This is a genomic window from Microvirga sp. P4_G7 (genome assembly GCF_056401005.1).
In genome coordinates, this window is record NZ_JBFUKD010000004.1 from 1 (window position 1) to 15,290 (window position 15,290).

Here is a 15,290-nt window from a genome sequence, read left to right on the forward strand (position 1 = left end):
CGACCCGCCCGAGAACCTTCAGGTCGACGCCGAGCCCGAGCGCCGCCATGGACACGATGGTGAGAACCGTGGCGGTCGGCGTGATCCAGGTGAGCAAGCCGGCAGGGATCAGGCCCCAGGACCGCAGAGCGGCGAGGGCGAGAAAGCCGATGATGAACCAGGGAACGAGGCGGTTGAAGGACGGACGGGCGCTCGGCCCCGCCTGTCGGCGTCCGGCGATGATGGAGAGCCCGAGGACCACGGGGCCGAGCATGAGCACCCGCACGAGCTTGACCAGTGTTCCGACTTGCGTGCTGACGAGGCCGACGGGAAGCGTCGCCGCAAGCACCTGCGGCACCGCGTAGACGGTCAATCCGGCCAGCACGCCGTATTGCATCTCCGAGAGTTGCAGGATGGGAACCAGCAGCGGCAGCGACAGAACCACGATGACGCCGAGAATGGCGGTGAACGCAATGGAGGAAGCGACGTCTTCGGGCTTCGCGTCGATGACCGGCGCCACCGCCGCGATTGCGGAATTGCCGCAGATCGAATTCCCGCACGCGACCAGCACCGCCATCTTACGCGGCAGTTTGAGTCCGCGACACAGCGTGTAGCTCACGCAGATGGCCGCGGCGACGACGACCGCGATGCCGACGATCAGGCCGAGGCCGGCCTGCATCACGGCTTGAAAGCTGATCGACGCGCCGAGCAGCACCACGGCGACTTCGAGCAACATCTTGGCGCTGAAACCGATGCCGGCGTTCCACGTCTTGCCCGGTGTCCAGGCGGTGCGGACGGCCGTTCCGAGAAGGATCGCGATGACCAGGGCTTCCAGATAGGGCCGACCGGTGAAATGCTCTTCGAGGGTCTGGAGGCCGATGGCGACGAGGGCGATGGCGACGCAAAGCGCAATCCCCGGCAACAACCGCACCCAACCCATTATTCTCGTCCTCACGCGTCTCGTTTCTCACCTCATGCGCGAGAACGCATCAAAACGCCAACAGAACCTTCGCTCGAACAGCGCTCTTCGGACGCCTGCGTTCGATGGCGGATGTCTAGAGCAAGTCGTCTTCGACCACGTGCCACCCGCTCCGCAAGGCGAAGGGCGTCCGGTCGAGAACGAGGTAGCAACCGCCACCCGGATGCGTTGGACGGCGCTCCTCGCCGATGGCGACGCCCTGGAGATGGGCGGTCAGGAGGCAGCCGACACCGCCATGGGACACGACGACGACGTCGCCATGCGCGGGGGCTGCCTCGAGGACGCGGGTGACGGCGCGGACGATCCGCGCCTGCGCGTCGATGGCGCGCTCCCAGCCGCGAACGCTCTTGGTCGGATGGGCAAAGAATTCGCGCACGACCTCCCAGAATTCCGGCGGTGCGATGTATCCCGTGGACGATCGATCGTTTTCGCCGAGATCGCGGTCGGTGGAGATCGACAGACCGAATCGCTCCGCCAGGATCGTGGCGCCATCGATCGCCTTCTGCTCGGTGCTGGCGTAGACGGCGACGATCGGCGTTCCCGACAGGCGATCGGCAAATTGCTCCATGCGCCGGCAGCCGACGACGGACAACGGCCATTCGGGAACCGGTTGCTGCGGATCGATGACGACTTCGGGATGCGTGACGAAAATGAGGCGCGACATCCGCCGATCCTACGGCATGTGAAGCAGAAACCGCCAGAGCGTCCTATCTCGCGCTAGCCCAGCGGATAGGCCGCCTCGACCACATAAGGTCCACCGCCGACCGTATCGCGTGACGAGAACAGGACGAACCGCTTCGCCGTAAACGTCATGCGCGGAAAATGCCCACGCGTCGCGAAATAATCGGCCACGTCGATCGGCGAGGCATCGCGCAGACGCGCCAACGTCACGTGCGGCGTAAACTTGCGCTTCTCGGGCGGCAGGCCGACACGGCGCACCAGACGTTCCTGTTCCGATTGCAGATCGTAGATGGCATCGTCGGGCGAGGCCTTGGCGAAGACGACGCGGGGGCGTCCGCCGCCGAAGGTATCGAGGCCGTTGATGGTCACCGTGACCGGACCGCGCCTCCGCGTATCGCCGAGCACGGCGTAGATGTCATGCGCCGTCCTGTCGTCGATGTCGCCGATGAAGCGGAGAGTGATGTGGTAGTTGTTCGGGTCGATCCAGCGTGCCCCGGGCAGGCCGCCGCGATAGGTCGAGAGCCTGAGGCCGATATCGGCCGGAATCTCGATGCCGGTGAACAGGCGTGGCATGGGCACCCCCTGAGACTGGCGACAATTCATGGATCATGCGGTCTAAGCGGCGCTCCTCACAATCCGTCAGAAATGACGATCAACAACCTTCTTGGTTCCCGAAAACCGCTTCATCATCGGGGAGAAGCGCGCCTGCGACCATTTGCGCCTCAAGGCGCGCGACGACGTTGGCCGCCGGCTCACCTTGAGCCCGACCGCTCGACCCATTATCCTGCGAAATCCCCCAGGAGGTTGTCATGTCATTGAAGCAGTTGTTCACCGATCACCCCGAATCAGTCGGCGAATCCTACTTCGAGCATATGGGCGTCGCGCTCAGCTTCGCGGGCCCGTTGGCGTTCGCCGCCCTGGGCGCGCTTGTGCATGCTTTCCTGCCGTTTCTCTGTGTCACCACGGCGAGCAAGACCGTGAAGCGCCTCTATGCCCGCATGACGAATCGGACGCCGAAACCCGCCATGGCAGCGAAATCGGACGGCATGTTGGCCTGGGATCCGATCATCTGATGGTTCGCCTGCGTTCCGTGAAGCGGAACCGCCAGCCGGCCTGACGCGTCTTTCTTCCGCAAAGCTTGTTGCGGGAGACGGGTGATGTTCAGGGTCCAGATTGTCGCGCTCCTTGCCGCCGCCGTCTTTGCCTTACCCGCTCTCGCCCGCGAAAAGGTGCCTTTCCCGGGAGGCGTCGCCGCAGGGACCATCGTCATTCGCACCGCCGAGCGTCGACTCTATCTCGTCCAGAGCGACGGCACCGCTTTCCGCTACCCGGTCGCCGTCGGCCGCCCCGGCAAGCAATGGGTCGGCGAAGCGCGGGTCGATGGAAAATATCTCAGTCCCGCCTGGTCGCCACCCCGCGAGGTCAAGCGGGACAATCCGAAACTTCCCGAAGTGATTCCAGGCGGCGCCAAGAACAACCCCATGGGCGTGCGCGCCCTCACCCTCGATCGCGACGAATACGCCATCCACGGCACCAACCGACCCGATTCCATCGGCACCTATGCATCCTACGGCTGCATCCGCATGTTCAACGAGGACATCGTCGACCTGTACGAGCGGGTCAGCGTCGGAACGCGCGTCGTGGTGGAACGGTAGTCAGGCGAGGAGCGACGCAGTCGCGTCTCGAAGGACGAGGCGTCTCCAGGGCGCACTGGAGGATCCTTCGAGACGCCGCTTCGCGGCTCCTCAGGATGAGGTGGTTGGTGATTGCCCTGTTCAGACGGGCTTCGCCGACACACACACCCTCTCTCTCTCTCCTGTCATGGCCGGGCTTGTCCCGGCCACCTCGATCGGACAATCGCGACGCCTTTCGCATCGAGGCCACCGGCACAGGCCGGTGATAACGAGGGAGGAGGTTGCTCGTTTTCCTCCTGTCGCCGCAAGGGACCGCAAGTGCGCGACCGCAAGTGCGCGACCGCAAGTGCGTGCCATGCCTGCCACACAGCCTCGTCCTGAGGATCGACGCAGTCGCATCTCGAAGGACGAGGCGTCTCCGGTGCGCACTGGAGGCCTCCTTCGAGACGCCGCTTTGCGGCTCCTCAGGATGAGGTGCGGTAGATCACCCAGGATGAGGTGCGGCGTCGAAGCTCCGATGGGGAGGCGGTTCCTACCGGTACAGATCCGCCCGCGTCGGCGGCAATCCCGACGGGCCGCGTGTGCGTTTGGAGGCGAGGGTCTGGTTGACTCCGACGGCGCTGCGCTCAAAGGCGAGCGAGCAGCCGGCGAGATAGAGCAGCCACATGCGCGTCTTTTCCGCGCCGACTTCCGCTTCCGCCTCGGCGCGACGGGCGTTGAGGCGTTCCCACCACAGGCGTGTCGTGCGCTGGTAATGCTCGCGCCAGGCTTCCACGTCGTGCACCTCGAACCCGTAGCGCTCGAGATTGGCGATCGACATGCCGAGATGATCGAGCTCGCCGCCGGGGAAGATGTAGCGCGTCAGCGCCTTGTATTCCGGTTTCAGCTTCTGGAACGCCTTGTCGGAGCGCTTGGCGCGCCGCGCGATGGTGTGATGCAGATACAAGCCGCGGGGACGCAAGAGCCGATGAACGGCGCGGAAGTAGTCCGGATAGTTGCGGATGCCGACTTGTTCGAACATGCCGATGGACGAGATCTTGTCGAACTCGCCCTCCATCTGCGTGTAATCCTTGAGCACGACCTTGACGCGATCCTGCAAGCCGAGACGTGCGATCTTTTCGCGCGCGATCTTCGCCTGCTCTTCCGCGAGCGTGACGCCGACCGCCTTGACGCCGTAATGTTGCGCGGCATGGCAGATCAACGCGCCCCAGCCGCAGCCGATATCGAGAAACCGCTCGCCGGGCTGCAGCCGCAATTTGCGGCAGATCATGTCGAGCTTGTCCTGCTGCGCCTTGGCGATGTCGTCGTGCCATTCGGTGAAATAAGCGCAGGTGTAGACCATCTCCGGATCGAGAAAGAGCCGGTAGAAGGCATTCGAGACGTCGTAATGGTAGGCGACGTTGCGTTTGTTGATCTCGGGCTTGCCGTCGCGCGCGTCGGCGTTCTCCCTGACCCGGTCGAGCGGGCGCGGCATGGTCGGCGCGACCTTGAGGAATTGTAGCGCCGTGCGGGCCGCCTTGATCTTCCCGATACTTTTCAGTTGTCGACCAACCTTGCCGCGCGGCCGCTGGGCGGCGAGGTCGAAGATCGTGCCGTTCTTCAAATCGAGAAGACCGGCCACATGGGCGTTGATCACGGTGTTGAGGGAAGGGCGGCGCAGAAGGCTCGCGACGACGCTCTCCTTGGCGATGACGAGGCGCATGGCGTGCGGCGGCAGATCGCGGGGAACGGTGGAGCCGTCCCACAATTCGAACCCGAATGTCAGGTCGAGCGCGCGATGCGCGTCGGCCAGGAGATCGCGAAACATCTCCAGCCGTGTCGTTGCCCCCGTCATGCCCACTCCCATTTTGCGACACCGTAGCGGCAGCACCGCGCAGGAACAACGCCTGTTTGGGGGAGAATGACAGGCCTCAAACCTCTTGCGGAACGAGATGCCGCAGTTTGTCCGGATTGCGCACGACGTAGACCGCAATGATGCGACCGTCGATGATGTCCAAAGCTGTGGATTGCAGCACCCCGTCCGGTTCGACGCTGACGAAACCCGGCAATCCGTCGATCTCTCCCCGATAGAGGAGCGGGGAGGCCTTGTGATCGGCCTTGCGCGCAAACGCGAGGAACATGTCGCGGACCTTGCGCAGGCCGACGATCGGGTTGAGCGCCGCGCGCATCTTGCCGCCGCCATCGGCATAGGCGACCACGTTATCCGCCAGAAGGCTCTGCAGCGCTTCCGTATCGCCGCTTCGCGAGGCGGCGAAGAAGGCGTCCGCGATGCGGCGGCCCTCGTCTTTCGGCACGGTGAAGCGCGTGCGCTCGGCGCGGACATTCTTGCGCGCCCGCGTCGCCAATTGCCGGCAGGTGGCCGGATCGCGGTCGAGGGTCTTGGCGATCTCCTCGAACGGCACGCCGAAGATATCGTGGAGAAGAAAGGCCGCCCGCTCCAGAGGCGAAAGCCGTTCGAGAGCGAGCATCAGCGTGAGCGTGAGATCGTGCTCGTCGGGCACGTCCTCGTCCTCTGTCGCCAGCAAGGGCTCCGGTAGCCACGGCCCGACATAGGTCTCGCGCTTGTGACGGGCCGATTTCAGCACGTCGAGGCACAGGCGCGTCACCGTGCGGGTGAGAAAGGCCGCCGGGTCGCGCACGGCGTCCCGGTCGGTCTGGTGCCAGCGGATATAGGCATCCTGCACGGCGTCCTCGGCCTCCGCGACCGAGCCCAGCATCCGATAGGCGATGCGAACGAGGCGCGGTCGCAGCGGCCGGAAGGTCGCCGCGGCGTCGTCGTCAGGCCGCTTCACGCTTCGATCCAGCCGGATGAACGGAGCGGAAGCCGATGGCGAGACGATTCCATGTGTTGATCACGCCGATCAGCAACGTCAGCTTGACCTGGTCTTCATCGCTGAACTGCGCCTTCAGGAGCTCGTAATCCGCGTCCGGCGCGTGAGTCTCGGCCACCAGGGTGAGCGCCTCGGTCCAGGCGAGGGCCGCCCTCTCACGATCGCTGTAGAGGGGCGATTCACGCCATGCGCTCAACAGGTAGAGGCGCTCTTCCGACTCGCCGCGGGCCCGTGCTTCCTTCGTGTGCATGTGAATGCAGTAGGCGCAGCCGTTGATCTGCGACGCGCGGGTCTTCACCAGATCGATCAGGCTGTGCTCGAGGCCGCTTCCAACCACATACTTTTCGAGCGCCACCATCGCCTTGACGGCTTCAGGGGCGGCGGCATTGAAGTTCAATCGGGGAGTCATTGTCGCTTCTCCATCGTGAGGCTATGGCATCAAGACGAGGCGGGTCGGCTCAATGTGACACGGCCGGCGAAAAAATGCGGCGTCAGAAGTCGGTGGCGAGACCTTTGACTTCCCAGTCTTCGTAGCGCACGGGCTCCAGACCGCCCCGGCCCTGGCGCTCTTCGACGCGGGCAAGCTCGGCCGCACGGCGATCGATACGCTTTCGGCGCTCGGTCGCTTCTTCGAGGGCGCGCACCGCCTGCGGCGACAGCTTTTTGCCGGGCGCCGCGCCGGGAAGGGTGGGGGCGTTTGCCCTCTCGGGGCTTGTGTCGGCGGTTTCGTTCGTGCTCATGGCTACCTCATACCCGCTTCCGCGCCATCTTGGGAGAGCGTCAGACGATCACCACATCAGGCGCGAAGGCATGGAACTCTGGGAAGGCTTGGAACCCTGGGGAAGAAATGGAACCCCTGCTGAGGGACGAGGTGGAGACCCGATGAATACGTTCAAGACCGGATTGCTGTTGGCGGCGCTCACCGCCCTGTTCGGCGTGGTCGGCTATTTCCTCGGCGGCGGCACCGGCATGCTGATCGCGCTCGGCCTCGCCGTTGTGACGAACCTCTACGCCTATTGGAACTCCGACCGGCTGGCGCTCGCCGCCCACCATGCGGTTCCGGTCGACGAGAGCAACGCGCCGGAGCTCTTCGCGATGATCCGCGACCTTTCGGGTCGGGCCGGGCTGCCGATGCCGAAGGTTTATCTCATCGATAATCCCCAGCCCAACGCCTTCGCCACCGGCCGCAACCCTGAAAACGCCGCCGTGGCCGCCACGACGGGGCTGCTGCGAATGCTGAATCCGGAAGAGGTCGCCGGCGTGATGGCGCACGAGCTGGCCCACATCAAGAACCGCGACACCCTGACGATGACCGTGAGCGCGACCATCGCAGGCGCCATCGCGAGCCTCGCGCAGTTCGGGCTTTTCTTCGGCGGGCGTGGCGAGAATCGCCCGAGCCCCATGGTTGGCCTGCTGATGGCGATCATCGCGCCGCTCGCCGCCATGGTGATCCAGATGGCGATCAGCCGCTCCCGGGAATACGTCGCCGACAGGCTCGGCGCTGAAATATCCGGTCAGCCGCTCGCCCTCGCGTCGGCGCTGGCGAAGATCGCCGGTGGCGTATCGCAGATTCCCAATCCGGACGCCGAACACCATCCGACGACCGCGCCGCTGTTCATCATCAATCCCTTGTCGGGCGGCGGCGTCGACAACCTGTTCTCGACACACCCGGCGACCGAGAACCGCATCGCCGCCCTTCAAGCGCTGGCGCAACAGATGGGCGGCCTCGACCGCCCGACGCCGGCATCGAATTCCCCTTGGGGATCGTCGACGCGCCGCGGACCCTGGGGCTAGATCGTGGACCGAACCGTTTCTGAATCCGTCGCTCCCCAGGCTGGGCTCGCCGCTCGGCGCCTGGCCTTCCTGGCTATCACCGAGACGTTGAAACGCCGCGCGCCCCTCGACGAGGTGCTCGACGAGATCGCCGTCGGCGCCGATCTCGAGGCGCGTGACGAATCGCTCGCGCGGGCCATCGCCATCGTGGTCTTCCGCTATTTCGGCACCATCCGGCACGCGCTCGAAGCGCGGCTCGAGAAAAAGCCGAAGGACGAGCGTGTCATCCACCTTCTCGCCGTTGGCGCGGCGCAGATCCTGTTCCTCGACGTCCCGGATCACGCGGCCGTCGATACCGCCGTACGTCTGGCCCAGGAGGATGGGCGCCTGAAACATGCCGCCGGTCTCATCAACGCGGTGCTGCGTCGGGTGGTCAGGGAACGTGACGCGATCCTGGCGTCGTCCGACCCATGGGGTGACACGCCGAGTTGGCTGAAGGAGCGCTGGATCGCTCATTACGGCGAGCGCATCGCAGCCGAGATCGCCGGCGCCCATCGCGCTCCGGCGTCTGTCGATCTGACAGTCAAGGCGGATCCCGAAATTTGGGCGACGCGCCTCAACGGGGCCCTTTTGCCGACGGGGAGCATTCGCCTTTCGGAGCGTGTGGCGATCCCGGACCTTGCCGGCTACGACGAGGGATCATGGTGGGTGCAGGATGCCGCCGCGGCGCTCCCCGCGCGCCTCCTCAAGGCGGAGCGCGGGGAGCGCATCGCCGACCTTTGTGCGGCGCCGGGCGGCAAGACGGCGCAACTCGCCGCGACAGGCGCGATGGTCGTCGCCGTCGATCGGTCGGCGAAACGGCTGTCGCGTCTGCGCGACAACCTCGCCCGCCTGCAGCTCGTCGCGGAAACCCGCGCCGTCGACGCCGAGAAGCTCGACGACGTGCCCTTCGATGCCGTTCTGCTCGACGCGCCGTGCTCCGCCACGGGCACCCTGCGCCGGCATCCGGATGTCGCGTGGACGAAGGGCGATGCCGACGTGGAGAAGCTCGCCGATCTTCAGCGCCGGCTGCTCGACAGGGCGGCGATGCTGGTGAAGCCCGGCGGACGGCTCGTCTATTGCACGTGTTCGCTCGAAGCGGAGGAAGGCGAGGGGCAGGCGGATGCGTTTCTGTCGCGTCATCCCGATTTCGTCCGCGCTCCGATCGCTGCCGACGAGATCGGCGGCCTTGCCGAGATCATCACGCCGTTGGGGGATATGCGAACACTGCCCTCGCAACTTCCGGCGACGGATCTCGTCCGCGGCGGGCTCGACGGGTTCTTCGCCGCGCGATTCCTGCGGAAAGAATCATGACAAGGTCGATTGGTTACGTGATGTTAACCAAACCGCCACCACTCCTCTCTTAAGACCATGAATCGACCGATTATCGGTCTTCTTGCACAAGAGGAGCGCCACGGGTGAGTTGGGGACCGCATCGCTGGCGGCTATACGGGCTCGCATTCCGCGAGACGGGCCGCGCCGTGAGCGGGTCATTGTGGCACGTTCTGTCGAGCCTGCGTCTCGGCGCGCCGACGCCCGGGCGCCTTCTCTTCGCCCCGCAGGACTTGCGCACGGCCGATCCCACCATTGCGAGCGACATCTATTCGGGCTTCTTCGCCTTCGCCGGCCGTGGGGTCGCCATGAGCGGGCGCTCGCCCTTCGAGGTCGAGCCGCCGAGCGACGCATGGGCGCAATCTCTGTACGGTTTCGGCTGGCTTCGTCACCTGCGCGCGGCCGGCACCGCATTGGCGCAGGCGAATGCGCGATCGCTCGTCGACGATTTCGTCACCGCGAGCATCGCCGACCGGCGTATCGCAGCCGAGACGCAGGTCGTCGCCAGGCGTTTGATTTCGTTCATCAGTCAATCGCCGCTCATCCTCGAGGGCGCCGATCACGGCTTTTACCAACGCTTTCTGAAGGTCGTCGGGCGGGCCGTGCGGGATCTGGAGCGGGATGTTCGCTCGGGCGCGCTGCCGCACCGACGCCTGATCGCGGCGATCGCTCTATGCTATGCGGGCTTGTGCTGCGAAGGCCTCGACGGGGCGCTGCGCCGCGCCTCGCGGCTCCTGACTCGTGAATTGGAGCGGCAGATTCTCGCCGATGGCGGCCACGCGAGCCGCAACCCTCAGCTCGTGGTCGATCTCTTGTTCGACTTGCTGCCCCTGCGCCAGATGTTCGCGAGCCGCGAAGTCGATACGCCGGAAGCGCTCTTGAACGCCATCGACCGCATGTTGCCGATGGTGCGCCTGTTCCGGCACGGCGACGGCACGCTTTCGCATTTCAACGGCATGGGCGTGACCGCCGCCGATCACCTGGCGACGCTTCTGACTTATGACGACATGCGCAGCCAGCCGATCCATCACGCGCCTTTTTCCGGCTACGAGCGCCTCGAAGCCGGACGGGCGCTGCTCGTCGCCGATGTCGGAGGGCCGCCGCCCACCGCGCTGTCCGCCGCCGCGACGGCGGGATGCCTGTCCTTCGAATTTTCAAGCGGCGTCCACCGCATCGTGGTGAATTGTGGAACGCCGCGCATTGCGAGCGAAGCCCTGGCTCAGGCGGCGCGCTCGACGGCGGCTCACTCGACGATGGCCATCAACGAGTTGTCGTCATGCCAGTTCGTCACCGACAAGGGCTTCTGGTTCGAGCGTACGATCGCCCGTTGGCTGTTGCGTCGGCTCGGACCGGTCGTCCTCTCCGGTCCGACGCGGGTCGTCGCCGAACGGACGGAGCGGGAGCGGGTCCAGGGTCTCAATGCTAGTCACGACGGATATCTGAAAGCGTTCGGCGTGCGCCACGAGCGGCGCTGGCAGCTCGCCCCGGACGGCCACATCCTCGAGGGTGAGGATATCTTCTGGGGCGAGAGCGCGGTCCCGCGCGATGCTGAAGCCATCATCCGCTTCCACCTCGCCCCTGGCGTCAAGGCGAGCCGCGCGCAGGGCGGCCGGGTCGTGATGCTGGTTCTGCCCAACCGCGAGGCCTGGCAATTCGAGGTCACGCCCGGTGACGCCTTCGTCGAGGACAGCATGTTTCTGGCAGCGACGGACGGCATGCGGCGAACCGAGCAGATCGTCCTCGCCGTTCATCCGAGCGAGACGCCCAACGTTCGCTGGCGCTTCGAACGCCTGACGCGCGTGGGCAATCACCGCCCCTCCGAGCCGGATCCGGAGCTCCTTTAATCATCCCGACCGGAATCGATTGCCGGGTTTCGACCGCCCGTGTAACCGATTCCGTAACGGAAATAACGAAGAGCGAGGAAACGTGATCCACCAGCCCAAAAGACATCCCCAGCCGTTGCAGCGCCCGCACCTGCACCGGGTCGCCGGTCTCGTCGTGGCGCTGATGGTCTTGGCGCTTTGCGTCTACGGTTATCAGTTCTGGTGGACCGAATAGGGTTCCGCCGTCGACGACGACGAAATCCGCCGCAGTCATTTTGAGGTTCCTGGCACGGGTGCGATCTTGCTCCCGTCATGAACCGGAACGGCCAAGCTTCCGTCCGGGGTTCCCCAACAAGGTTGGTCCGACGGCCGGGGATGCGCGCGGCGCGGTTCCCATGACCGCGCCGGCGTGCTATCGCCGCGGCATTCCGGTGCACGATCCGCCGAAGTGGAAGCGGTTGGGCGACACGATCCTGCACGATACAAAGCCAAGCGCGTGATCTGGCGCAAAAACCGGCAGCCACTTTGCCGATCACGCTCTCGTCGAAAGGACCCGGCCCGCCATGCCGAGCGAATTGAAACGCGTCACCCGCGCCCTCCTGTCCGTATCCGACAAGACCGGCCTCGTGGATTTCGCTAAGGCCCTGAGCACGCACGGCGTGGAACTCGTCTCGACGGGCGGCACGAAGAAGACGCTTCAAGACGCGGGTCTGTCCGTCCGGGATGTGAGCGAACTGACCGGTTTTCCCGAGATGATGGATGGACGGGTCAAGACCCTCCATCCGGGCGTCCATGGCGGGTTGCTCGGCATTCGCGAAAACCCCGAGCATCAGGCGGCGATGCTGGCGCACGGGATCGTCGCGATCGACCTCCTGGTCGTCAATCTCTACCCGTTCGAGGCCACGATCGCCGCCGGCAAGCCCTTTGACGATTGTATCGAGAACATCGATATCGGCGGACCCGCGATGATCCGCGCTGCCGCGAAGAACCATGACGACGTGGCGGTCGTGGTGGAAGGCGCCGACTACCGGGCCATTCTCGACGAATTGAGCGCGCAGGGCGGCTCGCTCTCGCAGGAATTGCGGCGGCGCTTGGCGCAGAAAGCCTATGCCCGCACGGCGGCTTACGACGCGGCGATCTCGAACTGGCTCGCAACCGAACTCGGCGAAGAAACGCCGCCGTTCCGCGCCATCGGCGGCACGCTCGCCGAAGTGATGCGCTACGGCGAGAACCCGCATCAATCGGCAGCGTTCTATCGCATGCCGGGCCAGCGCCCCGGCGTCGCCACCATACGCCAGGTGCAGGGCAAGCAGCTCTCCTACAACAACATCAACGATACCGACGCGGCCTATGAGTGCGTGGCGGAATTCGCGCCGGAGCGCTCCGCGGCAATCGTCATCGTCAAACACGCCAATCCCTGCGGTGTCGCGGAAGGGACAACCTTGCGCGAGGCCTATGAAAGGGCTCTGCGCTGCGATCCGGTGTCGGCTTTCGGCGGCATCGTCGCCATGAACCGTCCACTCGATGCCGATGCGGCGCGCGCCATCGTCGAGATCTTCACGGAGGTGATCATCGCCCCCGAGGCGAGCGAGGAGGCGATCGCGATCGTCGCGGCGAAGAAGAACCTCCGCCTGCTCCTTGCCGGCGGTTTGCCGGATCCGCGTCAGGAAGGTCTCGTCGTGCGCACTGTCGCCGGCGGCTTCCTCGCGCAGGCGCGCGACAACGCCGTCGTCGATGCGATGGATCTCAAGGTCGTCACCAAGCGGGCGCCGACAGATCGCGAATTGGCAGATCTGCAATTCGCATTCAGAGTCGCCAAACACGTGAAGTCGAATGCGATCGTCTACGCCAAGGATGGCGCGACGGTGGGTATTGGCGCCGGCCAGATGAGCCGGGTCGATTCATCCCGCATCGCCGCGTGGAAGGCGGCCGAAGCGGCGAAGGCCGCAGGCCTCTCGGAGACGCTCGCCAAAGGTTCGGTGGTCGCGTCGGATGCGTTCTTCCCGTTCGCCGACGGTCTTCTCGCCGCTGCGGAGGCGGGGGCGACCGCGGTGATCCAGCCGGGCGGTTCCATGCGCGACGCGGATGTGATCAAGGCCGCCGACGATGCCGGCCTTGCGATGGTGTTCACCGGCTACCGCCACTTCCGCCATTGATCGAGCGCGCCGGCGCAACCCCTCACACGCGCTTGACGCGACTGAGCAGAAGCGCGCCGACGGCGAAGAAGACGATCAACACGGCGGGACCGGCCGCCTGCGTTCGAAAGACCGCCGTCGCGATCGCGACGGCGAGGGGCGCCATGAACGACGTCACCTTTCCCGACAAAGCGAGAAGACCGAAATAGCGGCCTGCTTCCTGCGCCGGCACGAGGCGCGCGAGCAGGCTGCGCGACGAAGCCTGCATGGGTCCGGCGACGGACCCGATGGCAAGTCCGAGCGCGACGAACATCTTTTCCGGAATCGACCCATAAAGATCGTCGCCGGGCGGCGGCGTCGTCACGACGAACAGGATATGGTCCCGGCCGAGCGACAACACGCCGACACAGACGCTCGCCAGCACGATGATGGCGCCCATGATCACGGGTTTTGCGCCGAAGCGGTCGTCGAGCCGACCGCCGACGAGGGCGCCGATCGTTCCGGTGATGGTGAGAAGAATGCCGAACACGCCGAGCTCGGTCGCGCGCCAACCGAACACGCCCGCACCGTAGATGCCGCCGAAGGCGAACAGCGCCACGAGCGCGTCCTGATAGACCATGTTGGCCAGCAGAAAATGTCCGACACTGTGGTGGCGGCGCGCATCCGCGATCGTCGTCTTGACCTGGGCGAGTCCTCTTTTCACGGCCTCGCGCGCGGGAAGCCCCGAGCGCACGATGTCCGGCGTGAAAACGAAGAGCGGCAACACGAACACCAGAAACCAGATCGCCGAGAACGGCCCTGTGACGCGATCGCCCTCGCGAGTCGCGGGGTCGAGCCCGAACAGGGGTTTGACACCGAGCAACGTACGCCCGGTTTCGTGATCAGCGGCAAGAAAACCAAGGACGATCACGAGGGAGACGAGCCCGCCCATATAGCCGATGGCCCAGCCCGTTCCGGACAGCCGTCCGAACCGCTCCGGCGGCACGAGATGGGGGATCATCGCGTTGTTGAACACCGCGGCGACTTCGACAGCGACGGTGCCGACGGCGAAGGCCACGAGCGCGATCGCCACCCCATGAGAGGCGCCGGGCGCCGCGAACCACATGACGCTACAGGCCGTGAAAAGGACGATTCCGCAGGCGAGAATCCACGGTTTCTTGGGCCCGGTCGCGTCGGCGATCGAACCGAGCACAGGTGAAAGGAACGCGAGCGTCAGACCGGCGAACGCGGTCGCGTAACCCCAGAGGCTCTGACCCGTCACCGGATCGGGCGCGAGCGCAGAAGCGAAGTACGGCGCGAAAACGAAGGTCGTGACGAGCGTGAAGAAAGGCTGGCAGGCCCAATCGAAAAACAACCAGCCGAAGATGGCCGTACGCGGGGGATAGAGCGGCGGACGCGCCGGATCATGCATGGGTCACCGCCTGAAGACGAAGGCATCGAAAGGGTGGCGCTCCTGCCACCCGTGCCGCACCAGTTCGGGATCGCAATGCTCCTCGATGGGATGGCCGATGCAGAGATATGAAACGAACGACCAACCGGCCGGAATGTCGAGGACGGCGTTCATGCGCGTCGGATCGAGGATCGACACCCAACCGATTCCGAGACCCCGCGCGCGAGCCGCGAGCCACAGGGTGTGAATCGCCATGACGACCGAATACCGCAACGTCTCCGGCATCGYACGCCGTCCGAGCCCATGGCCGTCCATGACGCCATCGTCGCAGAACACCGCGAGGTGAACGGGCGCGTCGCGAAGACCCTCGAGCTTCAGCTGCGCATAAGCTTCGGCTCGCTCGCCCTCGTAGCTCGCCAGCGCGTCCGCGTTGCAATGCGTGAAGATGTTGGCCACCGCATCGCGGCGCCCGCTCTCTTCGACAAGCACAAAGCGCCAGGGCTGGCTGTTACCGACCGAGGGCGCGAGGCTCGCTTGCTCGAGAAGCGCGGCGATCACCGCGGAACGGATGGGATCGCGACGAAAGCGGCGCACGTCGCGCCGCCAGAGAAAGAGGTCGGACAGCCTGTCGCGAAACAGATCGTCGAATTCCGGCGCATTCAGCTTCGCGCGGGTCTCGGCCGACGACGCCACC

Annotated in this window: 16 protein-coding genes; 7 read left to right on the plus strand and 9 right to left on the minus strand. The window is 65.4% G+C overall.

All coding sequences use genetic code 11. The annotated features are described in order from the left end of the window. The 3 genes from AC1DT3_RS00850 to thpR all read right to left on the minus strand — a co-directional run. On the minus strand, positions 1-919 hold a 919-nt coding region (locus tag AC1DT3_RS00850; RefSeq protein ID WP_477463353.1), incomplete at its 3' end, for a YeiH family protein. A gap of 115 nt (positions 920-1,034) precedes the next feature. Next, positions 1,035-1,622 carry a histidine phosphatase family protein gene (locus AC1DT3_RS00855; protein ID WP_477463327.1) on the minus strand — a complete coding sequence of 196 codons (588 nt, stop codon included), beginning with the start codon at positions 1,620-1,622 and terminating at the stop codon, positions 1,035-1,037. Positions 1,623-1,675: 53 nt separating this feature from the next. Continuing rightward, the gene (gene thpR / locus AC1DT3_RS00860; protein WP_477463328.1) at positions 1,676-2,212 is read right to left on the minus strand and encodes an RNA 2',3'-cyclic phosphodiesterase; all 537 of its coding nucleotides are present in this window, start codon (positions 2,210-2,212) and stop codon (positions 1,676-1,678) included. A gap of 236 nt (positions 2,213-2,448) precedes the next feature. Between thpR and AC1DT3_RS00865 the strand changes: the two genes are divergently transcribed. Together AC1DT3_RS00865 and AC1DT3_RS00870 are read left to right on the plus strand one after the other, a co-directional pair. Then, a complete protein-coding gene (locus AC1DT3_RS00865) occupies positions 2,449-2,712 on the plus strand; it encodes a DUF6356 family protein (RefSeq protein ID WP_477463329.1) in 264 nt (87 codons plus the stop codon). An 84-nt stretch (positions 2,713-2,796) separates the two neighbouring features. Then, positions 2,797-3,294: a L,D-transpeptidase gene (locus tag AC1DT3_RS00870; protein ID WP_477463330.1), complete on the plus strand. Its 498-nt coding sequence runs from the start codon at positions 2,797-2,799 to the stop codon at positions 3,292-3,294. A 511-nt stretch (positions 3,295-3,805) separates the two neighbouring features. Here AC1DT3_RS00870 and AC1DT3_RS00875 read toward each other — a convergent pair. The 4 genes from AC1DT3_RS00875 to AC1DT3_RS00890 form a co-directional block, all read right to left on the minus strand. Continuing rightward, positions 3,806-5,107: a class I SAM-dependent methyltransferase gene (locus tag AC1DT3_RS00875; protein ID WP_477463331.1), complete on the minus strand. Its 1,302-nt coding sequence runs from the start codon at positions 5,105-5,107 to the stop codon at positions 3,806-3,808. A 76-nt stretch (positions 5,108-5,183) separates the two neighbouring features. Further along, entirely contained in the window at positions 5,184-6,065 is an 882-nt protein-coding gene (locus tag AC1DT3_RS00880; protein ID WP_477463333.1) for a sigma-70 family RNA polymerase sigma factor, read from the minus strand. Further along, positions 6,052-6,513: a carboxymuconolactone decarboxylase family protein gene (locus AC1DT3_RS00885; protein ID WP_477463334.1), complete on the minus strand. Its 462-nt coding sequence runs from the start codon at positions 6,511-6,513 to the stop codon at positions 6,052-6,054. The genes AC1DT3_RS00880 and AC1DT3_RS00885 overlap by 14 nt, the downstream gene beginning before the upstream one ends. An 82-nt stretch (positions 6,514-6,595) precedes the next feature. Then, entirely contained in the window at positions 6,596-6,844 is a 249-nt protein-coding gene (locus AC1DT3_RS00890) for a DUF1674 domain-containing protein (RefSeq protein WP_477463335.1), read from the minus strand. Positions 6,845-6,986: 142 nt separating this feature from the next. On the opposite strand from AC1DT3_RS00890, the gene htpX reads away from it, so the two are divergent. From htpX to purH, 5 genes are all read left to right on the plus strand, one after another. Further along, on the plus strand, positions 6,987-7,898 hold the full coding sequence (gene htpX / locus AC1DT3_RS00895) for a zinc metalloprotease HtpX (RefSeq protein ID WP_477463336.1): 912 nt from the start codon (positions 6,987-6,989) through the stop codon (positions 7,896-7,898). A gap of 3 nt (positions 7,899-7,901) precedes the next feature. After that, entirely contained in the window at positions 7,902-9,230 is a 1,329-nt protein-coding gene (locus AC1DT3_RS00900) for an RsmB/NOP family class I SAM-dependent RNA methyltransferase (RefSeq protein WP_477463337.1), read from the plus strand. A 104-nt stretch (positions 9,231-9,334) separates the two neighbouring features. After that, positions 9,335-11,092, plus strand: coding sequence for a heparinase II/III family protein (locus AC1DT3_RS00905; protein WP_477463338.1), 1,758 nt, complete (start codon positions 9,335-9,337; stop codon positions 11,090-11,092). Positions 11,093-11,174: 82 nt separating this feature from the next. Continuing rightward, on the plus strand, positions 11,175-11,306 hold the full coding sequence (locus AC1DT3_RS00910) for a hypothetical protein (RefSeq protein ID WP_477463339.1): 132 nt from the start codon (positions 11,175-11,177) through the stop codon (positions 11,304-11,306). Between the two features lie 328 nt (positions 11,307-11,634). Next, positions 11,635-13,227, plus strand: coding sequence for a bifunctional phosphoribosylaminoimidazolecarboxamide formyltransferase/IMP cyclohydrolase (gene purH, locus AC1DT3_RS00915; protein WP_477463340.1), 1,593 nt, complete (start codon positions 11,635-11,637; stop codon positions 13,225-13,227). 22 nt (positions 13,228-13,249) lie between these two features. Here purH and AC1DT3_RS00920 read toward each other — a convergent pair whose 3' ends face one another. Together AC1DT3_RS00920 and bluB are read right to left on the minus strand one after the other, a co-directional pair. Beyond that, the gene (locus tag AC1DT3_RS00920; RefSeq protein ID WP_477463341.1) at positions 13,250-14,617 is read right to left on the minus strand and encodes an MFS transporter; all 1,368 of its coding nucleotides are present in this window, start codon (positions 14,615-14,617) and stop codon (positions 13,250-13,252) included. A 3-nt stretch (positions 14,618-14,620) separates the two neighbouring features. Further along, positions 14,621-15,289, minus strand: a complete 669-nt coding sequence (bluB, locus tag AC1DT3_RS00925; protein ID WP_477463342.1) for a 5,6-dimethylbenzimidazole synthase — start codon at positions 15,287-15,289, stop codon at positions 14,621-14,623. Position 15,290 lies beyond the last annotated feature (1 nt).

Coding starts and splice junctions, on each gene's coding strand:
- AC1DT3_RS00875 (WP_477463331.1), bottom strand. CDS start 5,107: ATGACGGGGGCAACGACACGGCTGGAGATGTTTCGCGATCTCCTGGCC.
- thpR (WP_477463328.1), bottom strand. CDS start 2,212: ATGCCACGCCTGTTCACCGGCATCGAGATTCCGGCCGATATCGGCCTC.
- AC1DT3_RS00855 (WP_477463327.1), bottom strand. CDS start 1,622: ATGTCGCGCCTCATTTTCGTCACGCATCCCGAAGTCGTCATCGATCCG.
- AC1DT3_RS00865 (WP_477463329.1), top strand. CDS start 2,449: ATGTCATTGAAGCAGTTGTTCACCGATCACCCCGAATCAGTCGGCGAA.
- AC1DT3_RS00870 (WP_477463330.1), top strand. CDS start 2,797: ATGTTCAGGGTCCAGATTGTCGCGCTCCTTGCCGCCGCCGTCTTTGCC.
- AC1DT3_RS00890 (WP_477463335.1), bottom strand. CDS start 6,844: ATGAGCACGAACGAAACCGCCGACACAAGCCCCGAGAGGGCAAACGCC.
- htpX (WP_477463336.1), top strand. CDS start 6,987: ATGAATACGTTCAAGACCGGATTGCTGTTGGCGGCGCTCACCGCCCTG.
- purH (WP_477463340.1), top strand. CDS start 11,635: ATGCCGAGCGAATTGAAACGCGTCACCCGCGCCCTCCTGTCCGTATCC.
- AC1DT3_RS00920 (WP_477463341.1), bottom strand. CDS start 14,617: ATGCATGATCCGGCGCGTCCGCCGCTCTATCCCCCGCGTACGGCCATC.
- AC1DT3_RS00885 (WP_477463334.1), bottom strand. CDS start 6,513: ATGACTCCCCGATTGAACTTCAATGCCGCCGCCCCTGAAGCCGTCAAG.